The sequence below is a fragment of the Halobacteria archaeon AArc-dxtr1 genome, from assembly GCA_025517425.1.
In the GTDB taxonomy this organism is placed as follows: domain Archaea; phylum Halobacteriota; class Halobacteria; order Halobacteriales; family Natrialbaceae; genus Halostagnicola.
This window is the reverse complement of record JAOPJY010000001.1, coordinates 69,743-86,680: the sequence shown is the minus strand read 5'-3', so window position 1 is coordinate 86,680 and position 16,938 is coordinate 69,743. Positions and strand designations below refer to the sequence as shown.

12 protein-coding genes are annotated in these 16,938 nt (G+C 57.8%); 3 read left to right on the top strand and 9 right to left on the bottom strand.

Translation table 11 applies throughout. The annotated features are described in order from the left end of the window. Nucleotides 1-32 precede the first annotated feature (32 nt). Nucleotides 33-1,523: a DUF1080 domain-containing protein gene (locus tag OB905_00450; GenBank protein ID MCU4924455.1), complete on the top strand. Its 1,491-nt coding sequence runs from the start codon at nt 33-35 to the stop codon at nt 1,521-1,523. 52 nt (nt 1,524-1,575) lie between these two features. Here the strand turns inward: OB905_00450 and OB905_00445 are convergent, their stop codons facing one another. The 3 genes from OB905_00445 to OB905_00435 all read right to left on the bottom strand — a co-directional run bounded on the left by OB905_00445 (nt 1,576) and on the right by OB905_00435 (nt 5,665). Beyond that, nucleotides 1,576-2,943, bottom strand: coding sequence for a polysaccharide deacetylase family protein (locus OB905_00445; GenBank protein ID MCU4924454.1), 1,368 nt, complete (start codon nt 2,941-2,943; stop codon nt 1,576-1,578). Further along, nucleotides 2,940-3,254, bottom strand: a complete 315-nt coding sequence (locus tag OB905_00440) for a hypothetical protein (protein ID MCU4924453.1) — start codon at nt 3,252-3,254, stop codon at nt 2,940-2,942. Before OB905_00440 ends, OB905_00445 begins: the two co-directional genes overlap by 4 nt. A gap of 176 nt (nt 3,255-3,430) precedes the next feature. Continuing rightward, nucleotides 3,431-5,665: an NEW3 domain-containing protein gene (locus OB905_00435; protein MCU4924452.1), complete on the bottom strand. Its 2,235-nt coding sequence runs from the start codon at nt 5,663-5,665 to the stop codon at nt 3,431-3,433. 470 nt (nt 5,666-6,135) lie between these two features. Between OB905_00435 and OB905_00430 the strand changes: the two genes are divergently transcribed. Then, nucleotides 6,136-7,914: a DUF4127 family protein gene (locus OB905_00430; protein MCU4924451.1), complete on the top strand. Its 1,779-nt coding sequence runs from the start codon at nt 6,136-6,138 to the stop codon at nt 7,912-7,914. Between the two features lie 58 nt (nt 7,915-7,972). On the opposite strand, the gene OB905_00425 is transcribed toward OB905_00430, so the two are convergent. From OB905_00425 to OB905_00400, 6 genes are all read right to left on the bottom strand, one after another. After that, on the bottom strand, nt 7,973-9,688 hold the full coding sequence (locus OB905_00425; GenBank protein ID MCU4924450.1) for a hypothetical protein: 1,716 nt from the start codon (nt 9,686-9,688) through the stop codon (nt 7,973-7,975). A 385-nt stretch (nt 9,689-10,073) separates the two neighbouring features. Further along, nucleotides 10,074-10,871 carry a plastocyanin/azurin family copper-binding protein gene (locus tag OB905_00420; protein MCU4924449.1) on the bottom strand — a complete coding sequence of 266 codons (798 nt, stop codon included), beginning with the start codon at nt 10,869-10,871 and terminating at the stop codon, nt 10,074-10,076. Nucleotides 10,872-11,056: 185 nt separating this feature from the next. Further along, a complete protein-coding gene (locus OB905_00415) occupies nt 11,057-12,664 on the bottom strand; it encodes a fibronectin type III domain-containing protein (GenBank protein ID MCU4924448.1) in 1,608 nt (535 codons plus the stop codon). After that, complete coding sequence (locus tag OB905_00410; protein MCU4924447.1) at nt 12,657-12,830, bottom strand: hypothetical protein; 174 nt, start codon at nt 12,828-12,830, stop codon at nt 12,657-12,659. The genes OB905_00415 and OB905_00410 overlap by 8 nt, the downstream gene beginning before the upstream one ends. 57 nt (nt 12,831-12,887) lie before the next feature. Beyond that, nucleotides 12,888-13,010 (bottom strand): hypothetical protein, encoded by a 123-nt coding sequence (locus tag OB905_00405; GenBank protein MCU4924446.1) that lies wholly within the window; start codon nt 13,008-13,010, stop codon nt 12,888-12,890. Nucleotides 13,011-13,478: 468 nt separating this feature from the next. Continuing rightward, nucleotides 13,479-15,236, bottom strand: coding sequence for a PQQ-dependent sugar dehydrogenase (locus OB905_00400; GenBank protein ID MCU4924445.1), 1,758 nt, complete (start codon nt 15,234-15,236; stop codon nt 13,479-13,481). Between the two features lie 487 nt (nt 15,237-15,723). Here OB905_00400 and OB905_00395 point away from each other — a divergent pair, with 487 nt between their 5' ends. Next, nucleotides 15,724-16,938 carry an aminotransferase class V-fold PLP-dependent enzyme gene (locus OB905_00395; protein MCU4924444.1) on the top strand — a complete coding sequence of 405 codons (1,215 nt, stop codon included), beginning with the start codon at nt 15,724-15,726 and terminating at the stop codon, nt 16,936-16,938.

Here is a 16,938-nt window from a genome sequence, read left to right as displayed (position 1 = left end):
ACCGACGTCGGGTTCTTCAGTTAGCCGGAGGTGTGGGGGCTGCAGGTCTCGCGGGTTGTCTCGGATCGGGCGACGACGACGAGAACGGTGACGACGCAAATGGCGATGACGATGGGGATGATACAGAGAATGGCGAAGAGAACGGTCATTCGCCACCGCCGGAAGAACTCTGGCCGGAACGTGTCGACCCCGGTGCGGAGGGTCTGTGGAGTGAACCGCCGTCTGACGCGACGGTTCTCTGGGACGGCGAGACGGCGACACTCGACGACTGGGAACACTCGGGTTGGTCACCGTCGGCTACCGAACCGGACGGTGCAGAGCCGTTATGGATCGAAGAAGACGACTACTTCGAAGTCGTCCCGGACACGGGCGATCTGCGCCCAAAGATGGACGAACTCGGTGCCGGGATGGGCGATTGTCACGTCCACGTAGAGTGGATGCAGCCGGCAGAAGAAGACGACGAGGGTAACAGTGGCGTCTTCATGATGGAGCGCTACGAGATCCAGATTATCGACGACAGCGGTTGGATGCCGGAACAGCTGGCTGGTACGTACTATACCGACGCAGCACCGCACGTCCTGCCACTTCGGCCAGAAGGCGAGTGGAACGATTTCGATATCTTCTGGCGTGTCCCCCACTTCGAAAACGGCGAGGTCGTGAGATACCCGCAGTTGACGGTGTTTTTCAACGGAGTTCCCACCAAAGTTCACTACGATGTCCCGGGAACCAACTGGGGCGGTGTTAACGACTTCGACGATCCTGACCTCGGACACCCAACCGACGAGAACGGAGATTTCGTTATGGAGTGGCCGTTCTTCTTACAAGAACATGGCGACATCGTTCGATTCCGGAACGTCTGGTATCGTGACCTTCCCGAGCGGCCGGTTGAAGATCACGAGCATCCGGATTCGATTCTCGAGTACGAGTCCGCCGACGGTGGAAGTGAAGAGCCAGAGCGAATCGACGCAGGTGGACTCGGTACGGCAGGCGAGCCCCCGGAGGACGCCGAGGTGTTGATCGACGCCCCTATCAGCATCGAACCGGGAGACGGAGACTGGGTGAGCGACGACGAGTACGGTGATTCGCAGATTCACCTCGAATGGCGTGTCCCCGACAGCGTCGAAGCAGTTGGTCTAGAGCGTGGCAACAGCGGGATCCAGATCGGAGACTACAAAATCCAAATTCTGGACAACTACGACAACGCGACAGAGGCCGACGAATGGGCCGGTGCGTATCCACCCGAGGAGCCGTACCACGACGCCGTTCGCGAATCGGGCGAGTGGCAACAGTTCGATATCCTGTGGCAATCTGCACAGTTTGCAGACGGGGAGTTGGACAAGCCAGCCAGAGTGACCGCGATCTTGAACGGGGTCGTTGTCCAGGCTCGGCTCGAGCTCGACGGGCCGAACGCCGACGGGACCATCGGGGACTACGAAGAACATTCGGCCGAACTTCCACTCCGACTACTCGAAGCGGATAGCCGAATCCAGTTCCAGAATACGTGGGTTCGGTCGCTCGGCTAGGCGAAGTCCGTTTTTCGCGAGGCACTGTTTTCACTTCTGTGTACCGGAGCCGCTACTCGACGCGCGTTATCGTAACGTAGGTCGCCTCGGGGACCCCTTCCAGTGTCCCGGCGCTCGATTCAGTCCGAACTCGAGCGGAGTACCGTTCGTCAGCCGTCATTCGAACTCGTTTCGACGACGAGACGACAGTTTCCACGCCGCCGGAGGCCGACGCCCGCGCGTCTATCAGCGTATCGGTAGCGCCGTCGCCCTGCCACTCAAGTCGCAGTTGGTCGTCGTCCTCGGTCGTGAACATGGCCGAGATATCGACTAGATAGTCTCCCGTGTCTTCCGGGACGAAGTCGTGGTTCGAAGTATCCCACTCCTCGAGGTTGTCTTTTGATACGGTGTCGAACGGGAGCTGTTCGATCCACTGGCCGGCTTCAGAAGACTGGTCGGCCGTTAGCTCTGCCCGGACAGCGGTCTGACTCTCTAACGGCGGCTCCGAATGTCGCAAAACGTCGTCGAGTCGATCAGTCCACTCACCGCCCTGCTCTCGAACGTACTGCGTGATCTCTTCGATCCGACCGGTAGACAGCTCGAGGGTCCCCCCTTCGTCAGTATCTCCGTCGACGACGACGTGTCCGAGCAGGACCATTCCGGTGTTCGCTTCTATCGCACTGTCGATGCTGCTTTTTATTGCCTCGACGGATTTCCACCCATCTGCACTCACCCTGTGTGCATCGAATGGGGTCCAGTCTGCAAGGTAGTGATCGATAACTCCCCATCCGACTGGATACAGCTCCGAGACGATATTTTTCCCGAGACGCCCGCCGGTGTGACCGTGACTGTAGACGTAGTGTCGATGGTCAATCCCGTGTTCGTTTAGCTCGAGAATTGCGTCGACGACCTCTGCCTCCATCTCCGCGGGATCGAGTTCAGCTAAAGAGTCGTGGTCCTGTCCGTGATTTGCGACCTCCCACCCGAGCTCGTAGAGTTCAGCGGTCTGGTCCCAGGTCAGTCGACCGGGATCACCCATCGATCCCGGATTGACAGCGATGGACGGTTTCACGTCGTTTTCGTCCCAAACGCCTCGATGCTCGTACACCGAGTCATACCCATCATCTAGCTGCCAGTGGAACACCGGCTTCTGGTGTGTCGACCGTCGCTGATTGAGTGCGAGCGAGCGTAACTCCCTGTTGTAGTACCCAAATCCACGCGTCCCCGAACGGATTCCCGGTGACACGCTGTGCAGGCCGGTCGTCTCTACCGACCGGGCGTTTCGAAGCTCGTTCCCACCCACGTTGAGGTCGCTCTGAAGTTCGTCAGCGATGAGTGCGCCGACGTCGATGTCGGCCGCGGTTTCGTCTCCGTTCTCGTCGATCGCGACGAACGTGAGCGTCCCGTCCTCGTGGCGAATATCGATCTCTTCGACGGTCATGATTCCACGCGGAGGGTAGCCCCCCGCTCGAACGTCATTGACGAGGCTCGTTCCAGCGTAACGCCAGTAATGGCTTTCAGTTCCGTTGCAGAGAGCGTCTCCGTTTCGCCCGACGTGACAGTCAGCCATTCAATGTCGGTCCCGTTACCGTTTGCTTTGGACCCATCGTCATCATTCTCATCAGATTCTGCATCCATCCAACTGAGGCAACCGGCGACGAGGCCCATGGTGCCCGTCGCACCGATTCCTTTGAGCACTCGACGGCGGTTTTCACCGACAGTAGTCTCGGCCTGACGGCTGTTGTCACACATACAAACATATTACACAACATAACTATAAAATGATTAGGATGGTCGGATCAGCGTGAAACTCGCGTATCCAACTTCCAGTAAGACGGACTCAAACGCCAGGAAACTGCACGACTTTGTGAGGCGATCGTGCTGGGCCGACAAACCGTGTTGAATCCAGAGCGCTATTATCGGCGGCTTCAGTAATTCTCCTGAAGTTCGTCGTAGCGGTCGGCAATCTGGTCGGCGTCCCAGACAGTGTCCGGGGCAACTTCGACGTGGTCAAGGTCGTCGTCGAACGGCATGTGTCCGCCTTGGGTGGCGCCGATAGCCAGTTCCTGTTCGACCGTGTCCATCTCCGCGACGGCCGACGCTTCCTCGACCTGTTCACCGTCGAGATAGAACTCGATCGTCTCCGCATCGCCGTCCCAGACGCCAGTTACCATATGCCATTCATCGTCAGCATACGCGGCTGACGTGCCTGCGATCGACTCATCTTCACCATCGCTGACGACAAAGTCGAGTCCGCCCTCATCGTGGTCTTGGTAGAATAGCCAGGCTAAGTCTTCTGCGGACGTCGTTCCGCCCTCCGCGTTCACTCCGACCACGTTTGGCTGGCCGAACCAAGGTTCAGTGTCGGTTCTGATCCAGAAGTTGACGGTGATCGCATCCAGACCGTCGAAATCACTCTGGTACTCGACAGAACCATAGTCACCGCTCCCGTCGCTGATGTCGTCGTAGTCGCCGAATTCGAGGTAGTGACCACCGACACCGTCGTCACTTTGCCAGGTTGCACCCTCCAGTTCCATCTCTGTTTCCGACACAGAGTCAACTGTAACGTCACCCTCACCCTCGCTTACCTCCCACTGGTAAGCGACGCCCTCAGGAGCATCCGGTGCCGGCGGCTCCGTCTCGTAGTGTTCTTCGAGTTCGTCGTAGCGGTCGGCGATTTGGTCGGGGCCCCAGACGGTGTCGGGAGCGATTTCGACGTGATCGAGATCGTCGGCGAAGGGCATATGTCCGCCCTGGGTGGCACCGATGGCCAGTTCTTGTTCGACGGTGTCCATCTCGGCGACGGCCGATTCTTCCTCGACGAGTTCGCCGTCGAGGTAGAACTGGATGGTTTCGGCATCGCCGTCCCAGACGCCGGTGACCATGTGCCAGGCGCCGTCGGCGTACGCCGACGGCTCTTCGACCGAAGCGATCGATACGTCCTCACCATCACTGACAACGAATTTGAGATCCCCTTCTCCGGATAGCTGGTAGAACAACCAGGCTAGCCCTTCTGGGGACGTCGTCCCTCCCTCTTGATTCACTCCGAGGACGTTCGGTGGGCCCCAGGGGTTTTCGTTGTCGGTTCTGAGCCAGAAGTTGACGGTGATCGCATCCAGACCGTCGAAATCATCTTGGTAGTCGACAGCACCGAAATCACCGCTCCCGTCGTACAGTTCCTCGTACTCGCCGAACTCGAGGTAGTGGTCGCCGACGCCATCGCCACTCTGCCACCGCGGTCCGTTGAGCGTCATCTCCGTCCCCGAGACCGCATCGGTGGTGGCGTCTCCCTCACCGTCACTCATCTCCCACAGGTAGGAGACCCCCTCGGGAGCCTCTGCCGAGATGAAGATCGCCTGCTCGAATTCCACATCTGCCTCTTCCCCGAAGGAGGCGTAACTGACGGTACCTGTGAGCTGGAACTCGCTTCCAGGTTCGTCGGGGACGGAGAGTTCCCACTCGACGACCTGTGTGGCACCGCTATCGAGGGTGTCGAACGAGGTGCCACTCTCATCTGCGATCTCCCATCCGTCCGGCATGCTGAGAGACAGGTCCCCGCCTTCGACGGCGACACTGTACGGATTTTCGAGGGTCGCGGTAACTGTCTGTGATCCCGGTTCGACTGAAACGACCTCCGTATCGAAATCGATCAAGGGGTCGGGATCGTCGCCGAGGATTGCATCGATAGTGAGGGTGGCGTCCTCGGAATCATCGTCGGTGGCGACTTCGTACACGTAGTTGCCAGGATCGTACGCCTCGGTGTCGACGGCGTCGAAGGTGACCTGGTCGGCGCCGCCGACGTCTAGCGAGAGCGATTGAACGCTGATGTCGTCGCCGTCGATGCGGAGTTCGATATCTTGTTCTCCTTCCTGTCCACCGCTGTTTTCGACGGTGGCAGTGGCCTCGAACGGATCGGTACGGGTCACGGTATGATCGCCCGGTTGGACGTCGATTACCCCGAACTCCATGGGGTCGGCCGGGTCGTCGTCGCCGGTGTCGTCGCCAGTATCGTCACCGGGGTCATCACCAGTGTCGTCGGCGTCATCGCCATCGCTGAGACAGCCGGCGAAGACGCCAGTCGCCCCCACTGCACCAACTCCTTTTAGAAACCGTCGTCGATACTTCTCGCCAACTTCACAGTGCTCGTGCTGCTCGTCACTCATGCGAATGATCGTTACATAGATACTATTTTAAATATAACTTGTTGTTCATATCATATACATCAACCGTAAGTTCAAGATTCTCTTAATGTGATTGGGTTATGGTTTTTTCAATTTGGCCAATATTTTACAACATGTCCAACTAGAAGTCCAACAAGCGCTCTCAAAGTGAGTTATTGTGCAGTCGTTATGGGTTCTGAACGCTGGAGAACTATTCGTGAATCTATCCGAACCGTACTACGGGTGGATTGCATCCTCTCTCTTCAGTTCTGGGGTGAGTGTGTCTATAGTGCTCCCGAGGGGTGGACCGACAAGCGTTAGAACGGTAGCTTCTCTAGTGAGGCCAACAAAACTCATAGAAGAGCGCAGATGGCCACTGGCCTATTCAGTAACCCTCAGTAATAAATCATCATTCGCGTCAGTGTAGAATAGCACAATGTATATGGTCGTGTTATCGGTATGTGTACACATCAATGCGATTGAGAAATACCGATCGTCAGACGGAGACGTCCGAAAACCATCGAAGAAGATTTCTTCGGTTGTTGGGTGCAGCCAGCGCGGGTACCGTTGCTGCGGGATGTCTCTCCGATCTGGAGGACGATGACACCGATAACGGGAATGGTGACGATGACACTAGCAACGGGACGGAAAACGGTCTGGGCAACGGAAACGGTGAATCCAACCTTATCGAGGATACGCTAGCGATCGTTCCACTCGACGATCGACCCGCGAACATCTATTTTCCCGAGATGACAGCTGCCACGGCTGACGTAGAGACTCGATTTCCACCCGAGGATCAAATCGGCTTCTTCGAAACGCCGGGGAACGGAGACGAGATCGGAGAGTGGCTGCTCTCGGTAGATGACGTCGACGGCTTCATCATCTCTGTCGATATGCTCGTCTACGGCGGATTGATAGCTTCCCGCGTCCCGGAGATGTCCCAAGAGGAGGCGATGTCGAACGTCGAAGTGTTATCCGAACTGCGCGACGAGCACCCGGATGCGACAATACTCGTATACGACACGATTCAGCGGTTAGCGCCGACATTCCTCGGGAGTGATGACTTCGACGAAAGTCTGCTTCAAGAGTGGGCGACGCTCGTCGATCGCGTCGAAAACCTCGGCGAAGAAGAGTACGCCGACGACCTCGAGGACGTCGAAGAACAGCTCCCAGACGAAGTCATCGAGGACTATCTGGACTCCCGTGAGCGCAACCACGAGGTCAATCGGTACGTGATAGAACAACTGGCTGATGACAAGATCGATTATCTCATTCTCGGTCAGGACGACGCCGACGAGGTGGGCCTTCACCGACCTGAACGCGAAGAACTGCTCGATTTAATCGGCGACCTCGGCGTCGACGACCGCGTTGAGGTCTTCCCGGGTGCGGACGAAAACGACACCACGTTCGTTGCTCGATACGTCACGGAGCTGTTCGATCTAACGCCTCGCGTGTCAGTAGAGTATTCCGGCGTGCACGGCGAAGACTGGATCCCGGTGTACGAAGATATTCCGTACGACGAGAACATCGCCAAACATCTGGAAGTCTCGGGCGCTCAGGTCGTCGAATCGGACCCTGATATCCACCTCATGGTCAACACACCCACTCAAGAGGGTGAAAGCCGGGCAGACGAGCTAGACGCGTTCGTTTCTGACATCGCCACACACCTCGAAAACGACGATCCAGTCATCGTATTGGATGCAGTTGAGGTGAACGCGGCCGATCCAGAGTTGACCGAACGGATGGAAGCCGAGATAGCCGTCTCCCAGCTGCTCGCCTTCTCTGCGTGGAACACCGCCGGCAATGCGCTTGGAATTGCGACGGGCCACGGCCTCTCCCGATGGGCATTTCTCCAGGAAAGTGGCGACTACCCCGACGTTACCGATCTCCACGACCCTGCCGAGGCACACGTCAACTATCTACTGCACAGACTCACGAAGGACGATTACTGGAAGAACGTCGTCCAGCCGGACGCGTACGCAGAGGGGTGGTCGATGGACGCTAACGTGTACGACTTAGAACCCGACGAAGTGGAGGTACTCGAAGCGTTCGTCCAAGACGAACTGGGACCGTTCGTCGAGACGTACGCCGAGGATCACTTTGTCGGCGAGCCAGTCGAGTTCGGATACTCGGATGGCGAACTGAAACACGGAACGATCGACGAACTCTCAACTCTCGAAATATCGCTTCCGTGGCCGCGATTGTTCGAAACGATACTCGAACCGGAACTCGACGTCAGTTTGCCCGAGTAGCCTGTTGTCGTTACACTCTGGGCCGGTTGATACGTCGAAAAAAGCAGAGGTCCGAACTCTAGCTGACCGAGACGTCGATCTCGGACGTGACCGTTTCCTCTCCGTTGTCGAACTCGACGCTGATCGTCTCGTCGTCGAACAGCGTCCAGTCGAGCACTACCTGCGCTGCACTTTCCGCATCGATCACGATATCACCTGCACTATCCGTACCCTGGGCTTCGAACGAGATCTCCTGTTCGGTTTCCGCCCAGTTGACTACGGTGAATGTCCAACTTCCCTGTTCACCAGCATCGAGGCTCTCTGGCCCCTCCGGAACCGGTGCGACCTCCCACGGGAGATCCTCCCCATCGCTCGAGAGTGTGACGAGGCCCTGGTGTTCGGGTGTCTGCGGGAAGAAGATCGAAAAGTTGCCGTAGCTGATCGCTCCACGCCAGTCGTCTTCTTCGTCACGCTCGTGAACGACGATGTCGAAGGGGATACTGTCCCCAGGACCCGGAGTGGAACTCCGGAATGCCTCCCACGGGATCTCCAGTTCGTACGTCGTAACGTCACCCTCGCGCTCCGTATGGGCCTCGATGTCGTCTATGTCCCCGTCGCCCTGAGGCGGTACGTACTGGTGTAGTTCGGGGCCATCGTCGGGGTCGTGTCGGACAGCGTAGTCTGCACTGTGGGTGAGGTCCTCTTCGGTGGCGAACTGAATCGAGTCGCCTTCCCACATCGTCTCGCCGGCGACGGTATTGTGGTAGTCGTCGGTGACGAGAACGCGGAGGTAGAAGTTGTCCGAGTTGTATCCGAGGTAGAGCTCTGCAGAGAGGTCCTCCTCTCCGCCCCAGTCGTCCCCCTCGAAGTCGACGTGGTCGTCAGTCGCCGGCATACTGAACGCGGGTTCGCCGGTTGGCATCTCGTCGGTTTGAGTGGCGTACGCGTGTACCCACTGCGGACCTAACTCGTCGAGTGAGAGATCCTGTGTGGAGAGCGACGCCTCGTCCTCGACGACGCCCGTGAACGAGTGCTCTTCCTCGCCGTCGTCACCGCCAGCGGCGTACGTCACGGAAACCGTAAGCGAGTACTCCTCCCCCGCACCGTCAGGAACGTCGACGTCCCACTCGACGGTCTGTGAATCGCCTGCCGAAAGCGTATCAAAGTGTTCACCATCCGCAGACGATACGTCTACTCCATCCGCCTCGAGTTGGGCTTCTCCGGATTCGAGATCGAACGGGAACGGGTTCGCGAGCGTTCCGGTGAGGGTGTCCGTCCCGGATGAGAGGACGATCACATCGCCGCTCGCGTCGTCGAGCGAGAACACGTGTTCGGGGTCGTCTCCGAAGGTCTCGATGGTCAACGTCGCAGTTTCGTCGTCGTCGTCCGAATACACTCCGTACGTGTGTTCACCCACGTCGAGGGAATCCGTTTCGATGGCGTCGAAGATAATTTCACTCTCCGCGCCCGCCTCCAGCACGACGGTTTCCGTTCCGTGTTCGTCGTCGCCAACCTGCAGTTGGACGTCTTGCTCGCCGTCCGCGTCACCGGTGTTCGAGACGGTCGCTGAGACGCCGACAGAATCGTGCCACGTTACTGTCGTCTCCCCCGGCTCGAGTCCGGTCACTTCGAACGTAGCCTCTCCCTCGTCGTCGCCGTTCTCATCGTCGTCGCCGTTCTCATCGTCGTCGCCGTTCTCATCGTCGTCTCCCAGGCAGCCGGCAAGGCTAGCCGTCCCGACGACACCTACCGCCTTCAGTAACTGTCTTCGCTTGCTGTCTGTTTCGTTTGTCATCGTTTCACGTACAAGTGAATTTCACATTTGATGTATATATGTCTTGCCCATGACGACTGTTATTTTTAAAACAAACCGGGGTAGATCGTGCTGGGGTTTGGTATTTGAACGAGTATTTTAGACGAAAGTAACTAGGTTGATATCAGATAGTATTTATGAATGGGGCAAAACAGCCCACGACAAAGAGGAGTTCGAGGAAATGGTGTCGCTGCGTTTCTCGTATGGGGAACACGTGGTCAGTGCGATACGTCGATCGAATTTACCTGAGGCGAGATAGAGACTGGCCACTACCGAGCTATTTCACAGAGCCACGGGTTGGGAGCGATCCACGCATGCCTGGTTCGTCTCTGCAAGACAGTTTCTGAACGATCGACGTGCGGCGAGACTACGCGAGTTCGATCCTCCCTCGCATCGAACTCGCGTGGGGGTCGCAGACGTAATATTGCATATCCGAGTCTGCCTCGAACGTAAGCGACTGTGTAACCCCACATCCACCTTCGATTGGTGTCACATACTCACCGACGACCTGATCGTTCACATCTCTGAGTTCGATGTTGTGGCTGCTACAGTCGTCTTCTTCCCAGGTGAGTTCGTATTCGACTCCCTCGGACAGGAGAACGGTTGGGTTCTCTACTCCTTCGATCATTGTCGGTTCGACGCCGATCCAGCCGGCACTGTGGGCCAAGAGCCGAACTGAGGTTACATCTGCCCAGTCGTCGGGGTCGAGGGATTGCTCTATTAGTAGCGTGCCAGTCGTTTCCGTATTCCCCGAGGTGACGAGTATCGTGTACTCACCGGGTCCAAAATCAGCGAGTGCGACATCCTCGAACGAGACGGTCTCCTCTTCGCCCGGTTCGAGCGATATCTCTCGTGTAGAGACGACATCGGTACCGATCCACAGTCGGACCGTTCGCTCACCCGCTCGATCGCCGGTGTTGGTCACGGTCGCGTGAACGTCGATAGGTTCCTCTCCTGTTACCTCGATTGTCGCCTGGTCGAGAGCTAAAACCTCGAAATTTGCAGCCTCACCATTAGTATCTCCGTCGTCATCTTCATCGGTCTTGTTGCCGTTTGTATCGTCCTCCGCATCATCGTCATCTCTCGGAACGTCGACCTCGTCGAGACACCCAGCGCTCCCGACGAGCAGTCCGACACTAGAGGCGAGAACGTACCGACGTCGCATACACTCTCGTAGACGTATTATACAGATAAAGTTTCGTTCGAGTTTGCGTATCTGAGAGTGAAACGATCGGACGGAAGCAACACACGAATCGAAGCCACGAATCGAAGCAGTATCGACTGGAGGGGCACTCTGAGTACGTAAGAACGGAGAGCTCTCGAGCAAGAACGTACCCGATTTGCTCTCCGTCAGTTTGCTCCGATACTGGACGGGACGGTAACCTCGATCGAATCCGACTCGTCGTCGCTTACGACCTCAATCTCCCAGGTACCCTCGTGACCGCTCATCACGTCCCACTCGAGGACGACCGTCTCCGATTCGCCAGGATCGATCTCGACGTCACTGACAGAATCGACGACCGAGCTGTCCCGAAGCATTGTGATCTCCTGGGTTCCAGCCTCGTCGCCGTCGTTGGTGACCTCTGCTTCGACGACGAGCGTCTCACCCGCCTGGACGATCGCTCCGTCACCCTCGACGTTTGCGAGTTCGAAGTCGAAACTTGCCATCGCCTCGCCGACCTGGTTCACCTCCGAGATCGTCATCGACTCCGAATAGATGTCCAGAAGCTGGTACTGTGCCTCATCCACACTATCTCCTTCGGCATAATTGAGGAACCAGTCGCCCTCCTCGGACGGGATCGCACGATTGTTCGGCCAGCCGTCGCCGAACTCGATGATGCCGTTCTCTTTGGTGATGGTGTCTTCGGTCGTCGTCACCCCGTCATCGACGACCATGTAGCCGACGTCTTCCAGGTCGAAGAACTCGTCGTCGAGGTCGAAGTAGTTGTCGTGGTCGGGTTCGTCGTCGACGATCGTCCAGGGAAGCGTATTCTTGTAGGCGTGTTCATTGCCAACGAAGTAACACTGGACGTTCGGCGCCTCGTGGAGGATTGGTCCCCACAGCGACCGCATACTCGCCATCAACTCGTAACTGCCGCGGTCACCACCAGGCAACATGGGTTGGTGACAGCCTGGCACGACGAGATCTACCGACGGATCGATCGTCTCGGCGAGCCACTCGGCTTGATCGTCGACGAACGCCGAGTGCGAGTCGAGCATCACCAGCTGCAGGTAGTCCGAAATCGTCACGCTCCCGTAGTTCTCCCCGACCGGGTCTAACTCGACGATATTCGGGAAGAGCATCTGGAAGTACCCCGCATCCGGCGTTAGATCCTCGTAGTCGAATCCCTCCTTCCGCCCTTCCCAGCAACAACCGACGATTTCGGCGAGTTCATGGTTTCCGGCGCCGGCGAAGAACGGTTTGAGGTAGCCCTGGTTGATTCCCCCCATGTAGTCGTCGAACCACGTAAGCCAATTTTCCGTGTCTTCGGTCGTGTGGCTGGTTGCAAAAGTGACGAAGTCACCAGGGTAGTAGACGATGTCCGGTTCGAACTGACCGAACTCCTCCATCACGGCCGCCCCATTTCCGGCGTCAGCCATCCCGATGCCCTCGCGCCAGGGGTGATGATCGGAGGTGATTCCGATCCGCATCTCTTCGGGCCGTTCGAGCGGGAACGTGTTGAACTGGTGGGTGAGGGAGTCGGTGGCGTCGATTTCGATGTGGTAGGTGGTGTCGGGTTCGAGCCCCGTCAGTGTCGTGTGGTAGACGTAGGCGCCGTCAGACTCCGGAAACTCCTCGCCCTCGGCCTCTTCGCTCTCCGCCAATGCGTCTGGCTCCGTCCCATACGAGACCGTCTGGCTCGCCCCACCGCTCTCGCCCGTGTCGTCGATCCAGCTGATCCCCATCTCCGATGTCGGGTCTTCCAGCAACAACGCGTACGGATATACATCACTCATCTTCAAGTTCCTCTTCGAGCGCTTCGATCGCCTGCCTGATCCGGCCCTCAGCTGCCTGATAGTGGTTTATCCGCTCGTACTCTGTGGTGGGAATTTTCTTCCGAATCGTAATGATCCGCTGTCGTTCCTCTTGCAAGTTGTTGATAATCGGTTGTAGGTCAGTCATGGGTTTGGTATCGATATTTTGCAATCGTCTCTCTGGAACGTTACTGAATGTCACTCGCTATTCTGCATACGCATCTGTAATGGTGACCGAGAAGGTAGCACCTGCGGACGGTTCTCCATCATCGCCATCGTCACCGTTCTCGTCACCGTTCAGGTCGGAGAGGCATCCTGCACTACTCACTACGCCTGTTATCCCTAGTGCGTGGAGGAACGTTCGTCGGTCACGCTTCCCCGTCCGGTCGTTGGTTCCGGTACTCGTGTCAAATACTCTGTCGTTCATTACTAACTCTCTTTTAGCCATAATTGTTCATTGTATATAAGACTCCTTATTTTCAGAACTTCAGTCCACGAACGAACCGGGTAGAGTTGTTCGGTTCGTTTAAACCAGCAATCGGCGCTCGCCGGTAACAGATGAGTATGTCTGCAGAGAAACGCTCGAAAGTAGCTCGGTACAGATTGATCGAACGGTTCTATGCTGGAAATTGACCGAATTGTACTTGCAAATCGGTAGCCTGACTGTGGTTATTTGCTGGGCTCGTGTGGTGTATCGATTGATTTCACGTCGATCTGAGTATAAGTGTATTCTGTCCCCACAGTGGCTCTCTTTCAGGATACAAGATCCTTTCTCCCGATGCCGGTATCGGTTTCCTCAGCCGTCGTACTCGACCATGTAGATGGCACCAGAGCCATCCTCAGCGTAGTTCAACACGTAGAGACGGCCCTGCGGATCGTACTTGATCTCCATCGGTGTGTGCCACGGCGCGTCCGGCAAGAACTCGTCGATCTCGATACTCCCGTCCTCCGCGAACGTGATGTAAAACGGCCCGATGTTCGTCCCGTACGGCGCCATGAAGAACTGCTTGCCCTCGAAGTACGGATCGAGCGCCCCCTCACCGAACTCCTCTGAGTACCGGTACGACGGTCCCCCGTTCACACCGCCAGCCTCTTCGACGATCGGCCACGTGCGCTCTCCAGGCCGGGGCATATCTACCCACGCGGGAGCGTCAGTATACGCTTCGCCTTGGCCGGTCTGGGGGTGCCAGATCAAGTCCGGCGTGATCGGTGGAATTCGCTCGAGCCCCGTGTTGTTGCGCGAATCGTTCCGCGGGTTGTCCATCCAGTACGGCTGCCCGAGCTCGTCGCTTTCGTAGTCGTACCGACGGTACGGATAGTACCCCTTGAAGAACGGCCATCCCGCGTTGCTCGGCTCACAGATCAGCTGGTAGCCGGAGATTCCCATTGGACCACGATCCGTGTTCCAATTACCGCCCCCAGGAGCGTAGTCGCCGGTGAAGATGGCTCCTGTGTGTTCGTCGATCGAGAAGACGAACGGATTTCGAAAGCCCATCGAGTGAATCTCGGGTCGGAACTCCTCGTCGTCGAACTCCTCGCCCAGATGCTCCTCGTGTTTCTCCTTCAGATTGCCGTCCGGAACGGAATAGCCCCCGTCCTCGTCGGGCGTGATCCGAAGGATTTTGCCACGGAGGTCCGCCGTATTTCCGGATGTCCGTGCCGCATCGAACGCCGGATGCACGCTTTCACGGTCGTCAAGCGGCGCGAGATCTGGTGTTGCTTGCGTATTATCTCCCGTCGAGATGTAGAGGTGACCTTCGGGGCCGAACTGGATGCTGCCGCCGTGGTGGCAGCAGCCATCGAGTTGTATCGGAATGCGGATGATCTCTTCTTCGGAGGCGGGATCGATCACGTCGCCATCGAACGCAAAGCGTGAGACCAGCATATACCCCCATGTGATCTCGCCGTCGTAGAACTCTTCGTACGGGCTCGTGCCGATGTCTTCCATATCTTCCGAGGAAGGATGGTAGCAGATGTAGACGTGGCCGTTCTCCCCGAACGCCGGGTCCAGCGCGATACCCTGACCGCCTAGTTCACGCGACGTTTGATCTACGTCTTGCCCGTCCTCGTAGCCGAATTTGACGTCGAGTTCGAGGACAGCTTCGTGTTCCTCGGTATCGGGGTCGACCCAACCCACGTCGCACGTCCCGTCTCCCCAGACGGGGAATGATTCGCCGCGTTCGATGTACCAGACGCGGTCGTCGGGGCCGGTGTCGATGGCCATCAGGTAATCTTGCTCGAGGACGGCGCTGATCTCGTAGTTATCCCAGTCGGTCGCCGCCTCTGGGTCGGGCTCGCCCCACTCGGGCTGCAGCTCCCGATGCCAGTACGTCTGCTCGGGCTCACCGTTCCCGTTGCCGTTTTCTGGACCATTACCGTTTTCTGGCCCGTTCCCGTTTGGCTCGTCTTCTCCGTTGTCGTCGTCGCCGTTGTCGTCGCTGTCGCCCAGGCAGCCGGCCAGTCCGACCGCACCCAGCCCACCGAGCCCCTGGGCTAGTCTCCGACCCGTATTAGAATCAGTATGTTCCGAATCAGCCATTGGTCTCTTTGGCATATCAGATCAGTTACCGCTGTTCATCAAAAAGATTTTATAATAATTCAACCACTATAGAATATATATTATTCTGTGAAAAACACCGTCTAATTTCAGTTGAACTGCATTGTAGTACCGCCACAACAAACTATTCGCGTGCGGTCATAGCCGGTTGCTATGCGCCGGTTAGTGGGTGACGACGCGTGTGAAAGAACTGTCTCAAGGCAGATCATAGAGGATGGATTTGAATCAGAGTGAATTACACACCTATGTTTGTAATGGCTACGGTCGGACCGGATCGGTTCCAGCACCGACAGTATCGACCACGACTCGCTGGCTGAGCGTCCCACTCTTATAGCTGGTGAGTTCACCAAGTGCAGATAATTGCCCAACCAGCCAGCGGACTGGAGCGGGACGTGGAGAAGCGCGGTGACTGATGTGCACTCATCTCCGAGCCGATACCAAAATATGATAAACTATACTACTGTGGGAGAAAAGCGGCTAGTAGATGCCAGACGAGAATATATACAACGAGTTCGGCGTTCCTGCGGTCATCAACGCGTCCGGAACGAAAACCCGAATTGGGGGGAGCCGCATCCGTCCCGAGGCGGTCGACGCAATGTCCCGCGCGTCACAGCGATTCGTCCGTCTCTCAGATCTTCAGGCTGCGGCTAGCGAGCGAATCGCCGACGTGACCGGCGCTGAAGCCGGCTACGTCACGAACGGCGCCGCAGGGGCACTCGTCCTCTCGGCGGCCGCCTGTATCGCGGGCGACGATCCGGGAACGATGGCGCGACTGCCCGACACCGAGGGCGTCGCCGACGAGATCATCATGCCCCGAACCCACCGCACCGGCTACGACCACGCGCTGCGGACGGCTGGCGCGACGATCGTCGATATCGGTTCGAACGACCGGTATCTCGGTACCGGCTCGCGCGACGTCGAACCCTGGGAGTACGCGGACGCAATCTCCGAGGACACCGTCGCGATCGGCCACATTTACAAGGCCTACGGTACGCCGCCGCTATCAGAAGTCTGTGAAATCGCTCACGAGCACGACCTCCCGGTGATCGTCGACGCTGCCGCAGAACTACCGCCGGTCGAAAACCTCTCGTGGTTCACCGAGCAGGGTGCGGATCTAGTGGCGTTCTCGGGCGGGAAGGGGATCCGCGGGCCCCAAACCACGGGGATCCTCGCTGGACGAGCGGACCTGATCGAGTCCGTCGCCTTCCAGCACCTGGACATGCACGCCGCCGAGGATGTCTGGGAACCACCACAGGAACTCATGGACACGAGTAAGATCGATGGCGTCCCCAAACAGGGGATCGGCCGCCCGCTCAAGGTCGGCAAGGAGGAACTCGCCGGACTCCTCGCGGCCCTCGAGGCGTTCCGCGAGGAAGACCACGAGGCAACCAGTGAGGAGTGGCTCGCTCGCGCCGAGGAAATCGCAACCAGCCTCGAGACCGTCGACGGCCTCGATCCGTCGATCGACAACTCCGACATTTCTGTCGCCCCCGAAGTCGACGTTCAAGTCGAGGTCGGCCCGGCGGTTGCAACCGATCTCGTCGGCGCACTCCGTCGCGAGGAGCCGCGAGTGTTCGTCGGCGCCGACGCGCTCCCGGACGGTCGGTTTACCATCAGCCCGATGTGTCTGACCGACGCCGAGGCGGAGTACGTCGTCGAACGAATCGAAACGAATCTCCGAAACGGGGAGGGAAGCTGA

Excerpts from the sequence above, each read along its gene's own strand:
- OB905_00415 (MCU4924448.1), bottom strand. The coding sequence starts at position 12,664 with ATGAGTGATGTATATCCGTACGCGTTGTTGCTGGAAGACCCGACATCG.
- OB905_00410 (MCU4924447.1), bottom strand. The coding sequence starts at position 12,830 with ATGACTGACCTACAACCGATTATCAACAACTTGCAAGAGGAACGACAG.
- OB905_00395 (MCU4924444.1), top strand. The coding sequence starts at position 15,724 with ATGCCAGACGAGAATATATACAACGAGTTCGGCGTTCCTGCGGTCATC.
- OB905_00400 (MCU4924445.1), bottom strand. The coding sequence starts at position 15,236 with ATGCCAAAGAGACCAATGGCTGATTCGGAACATACTGATTCTAATACG.
- OB905_00430 (MCU4924451.1), top strand. The coding sequence starts at position 6,136 with ATGCGATTGAGAAATACCGATCGTCAGACGGAGACGTCCGAAAACCAT.
- OB905_00440 (MCU4924453.1), bottom strand. The coding sequence starts at position 3,254 with ATGTGTGACAACAGCCGTCAGGCCGAGACTACTGTCGGTGAAAACCGC.
- OB905_00445 (MCU4924454.1), bottom strand. The coding sequence starts at position 2,943 with ATGACCGTCGAAGAGATCGATATTCGCCACGAGGACGGGACGCTCACG.
- OB905_00425 (MCU4924450.1), bottom strand. The coding sequence starts at position 9,688 with ATGACAAACGAAACAGACAGCAAGCGAAGACAGTTACTGAAGGCGGTA.
- OB905_00420 (MCU4924449.1), bottom strand. The coding sequence starts at position 10,871 with ATGCGACGTCGGTACGTTCTCGCCTCTAGTGTCGGACTGCTCGTCGGG.
- OB905_00435 (MCU4924452.1), bottom strand. The coding sequence starts at position 5,665 with ATGAGTGACGAGCAGCACGAGCACTGTGAAGTTGGCGAGAAGTATCGA.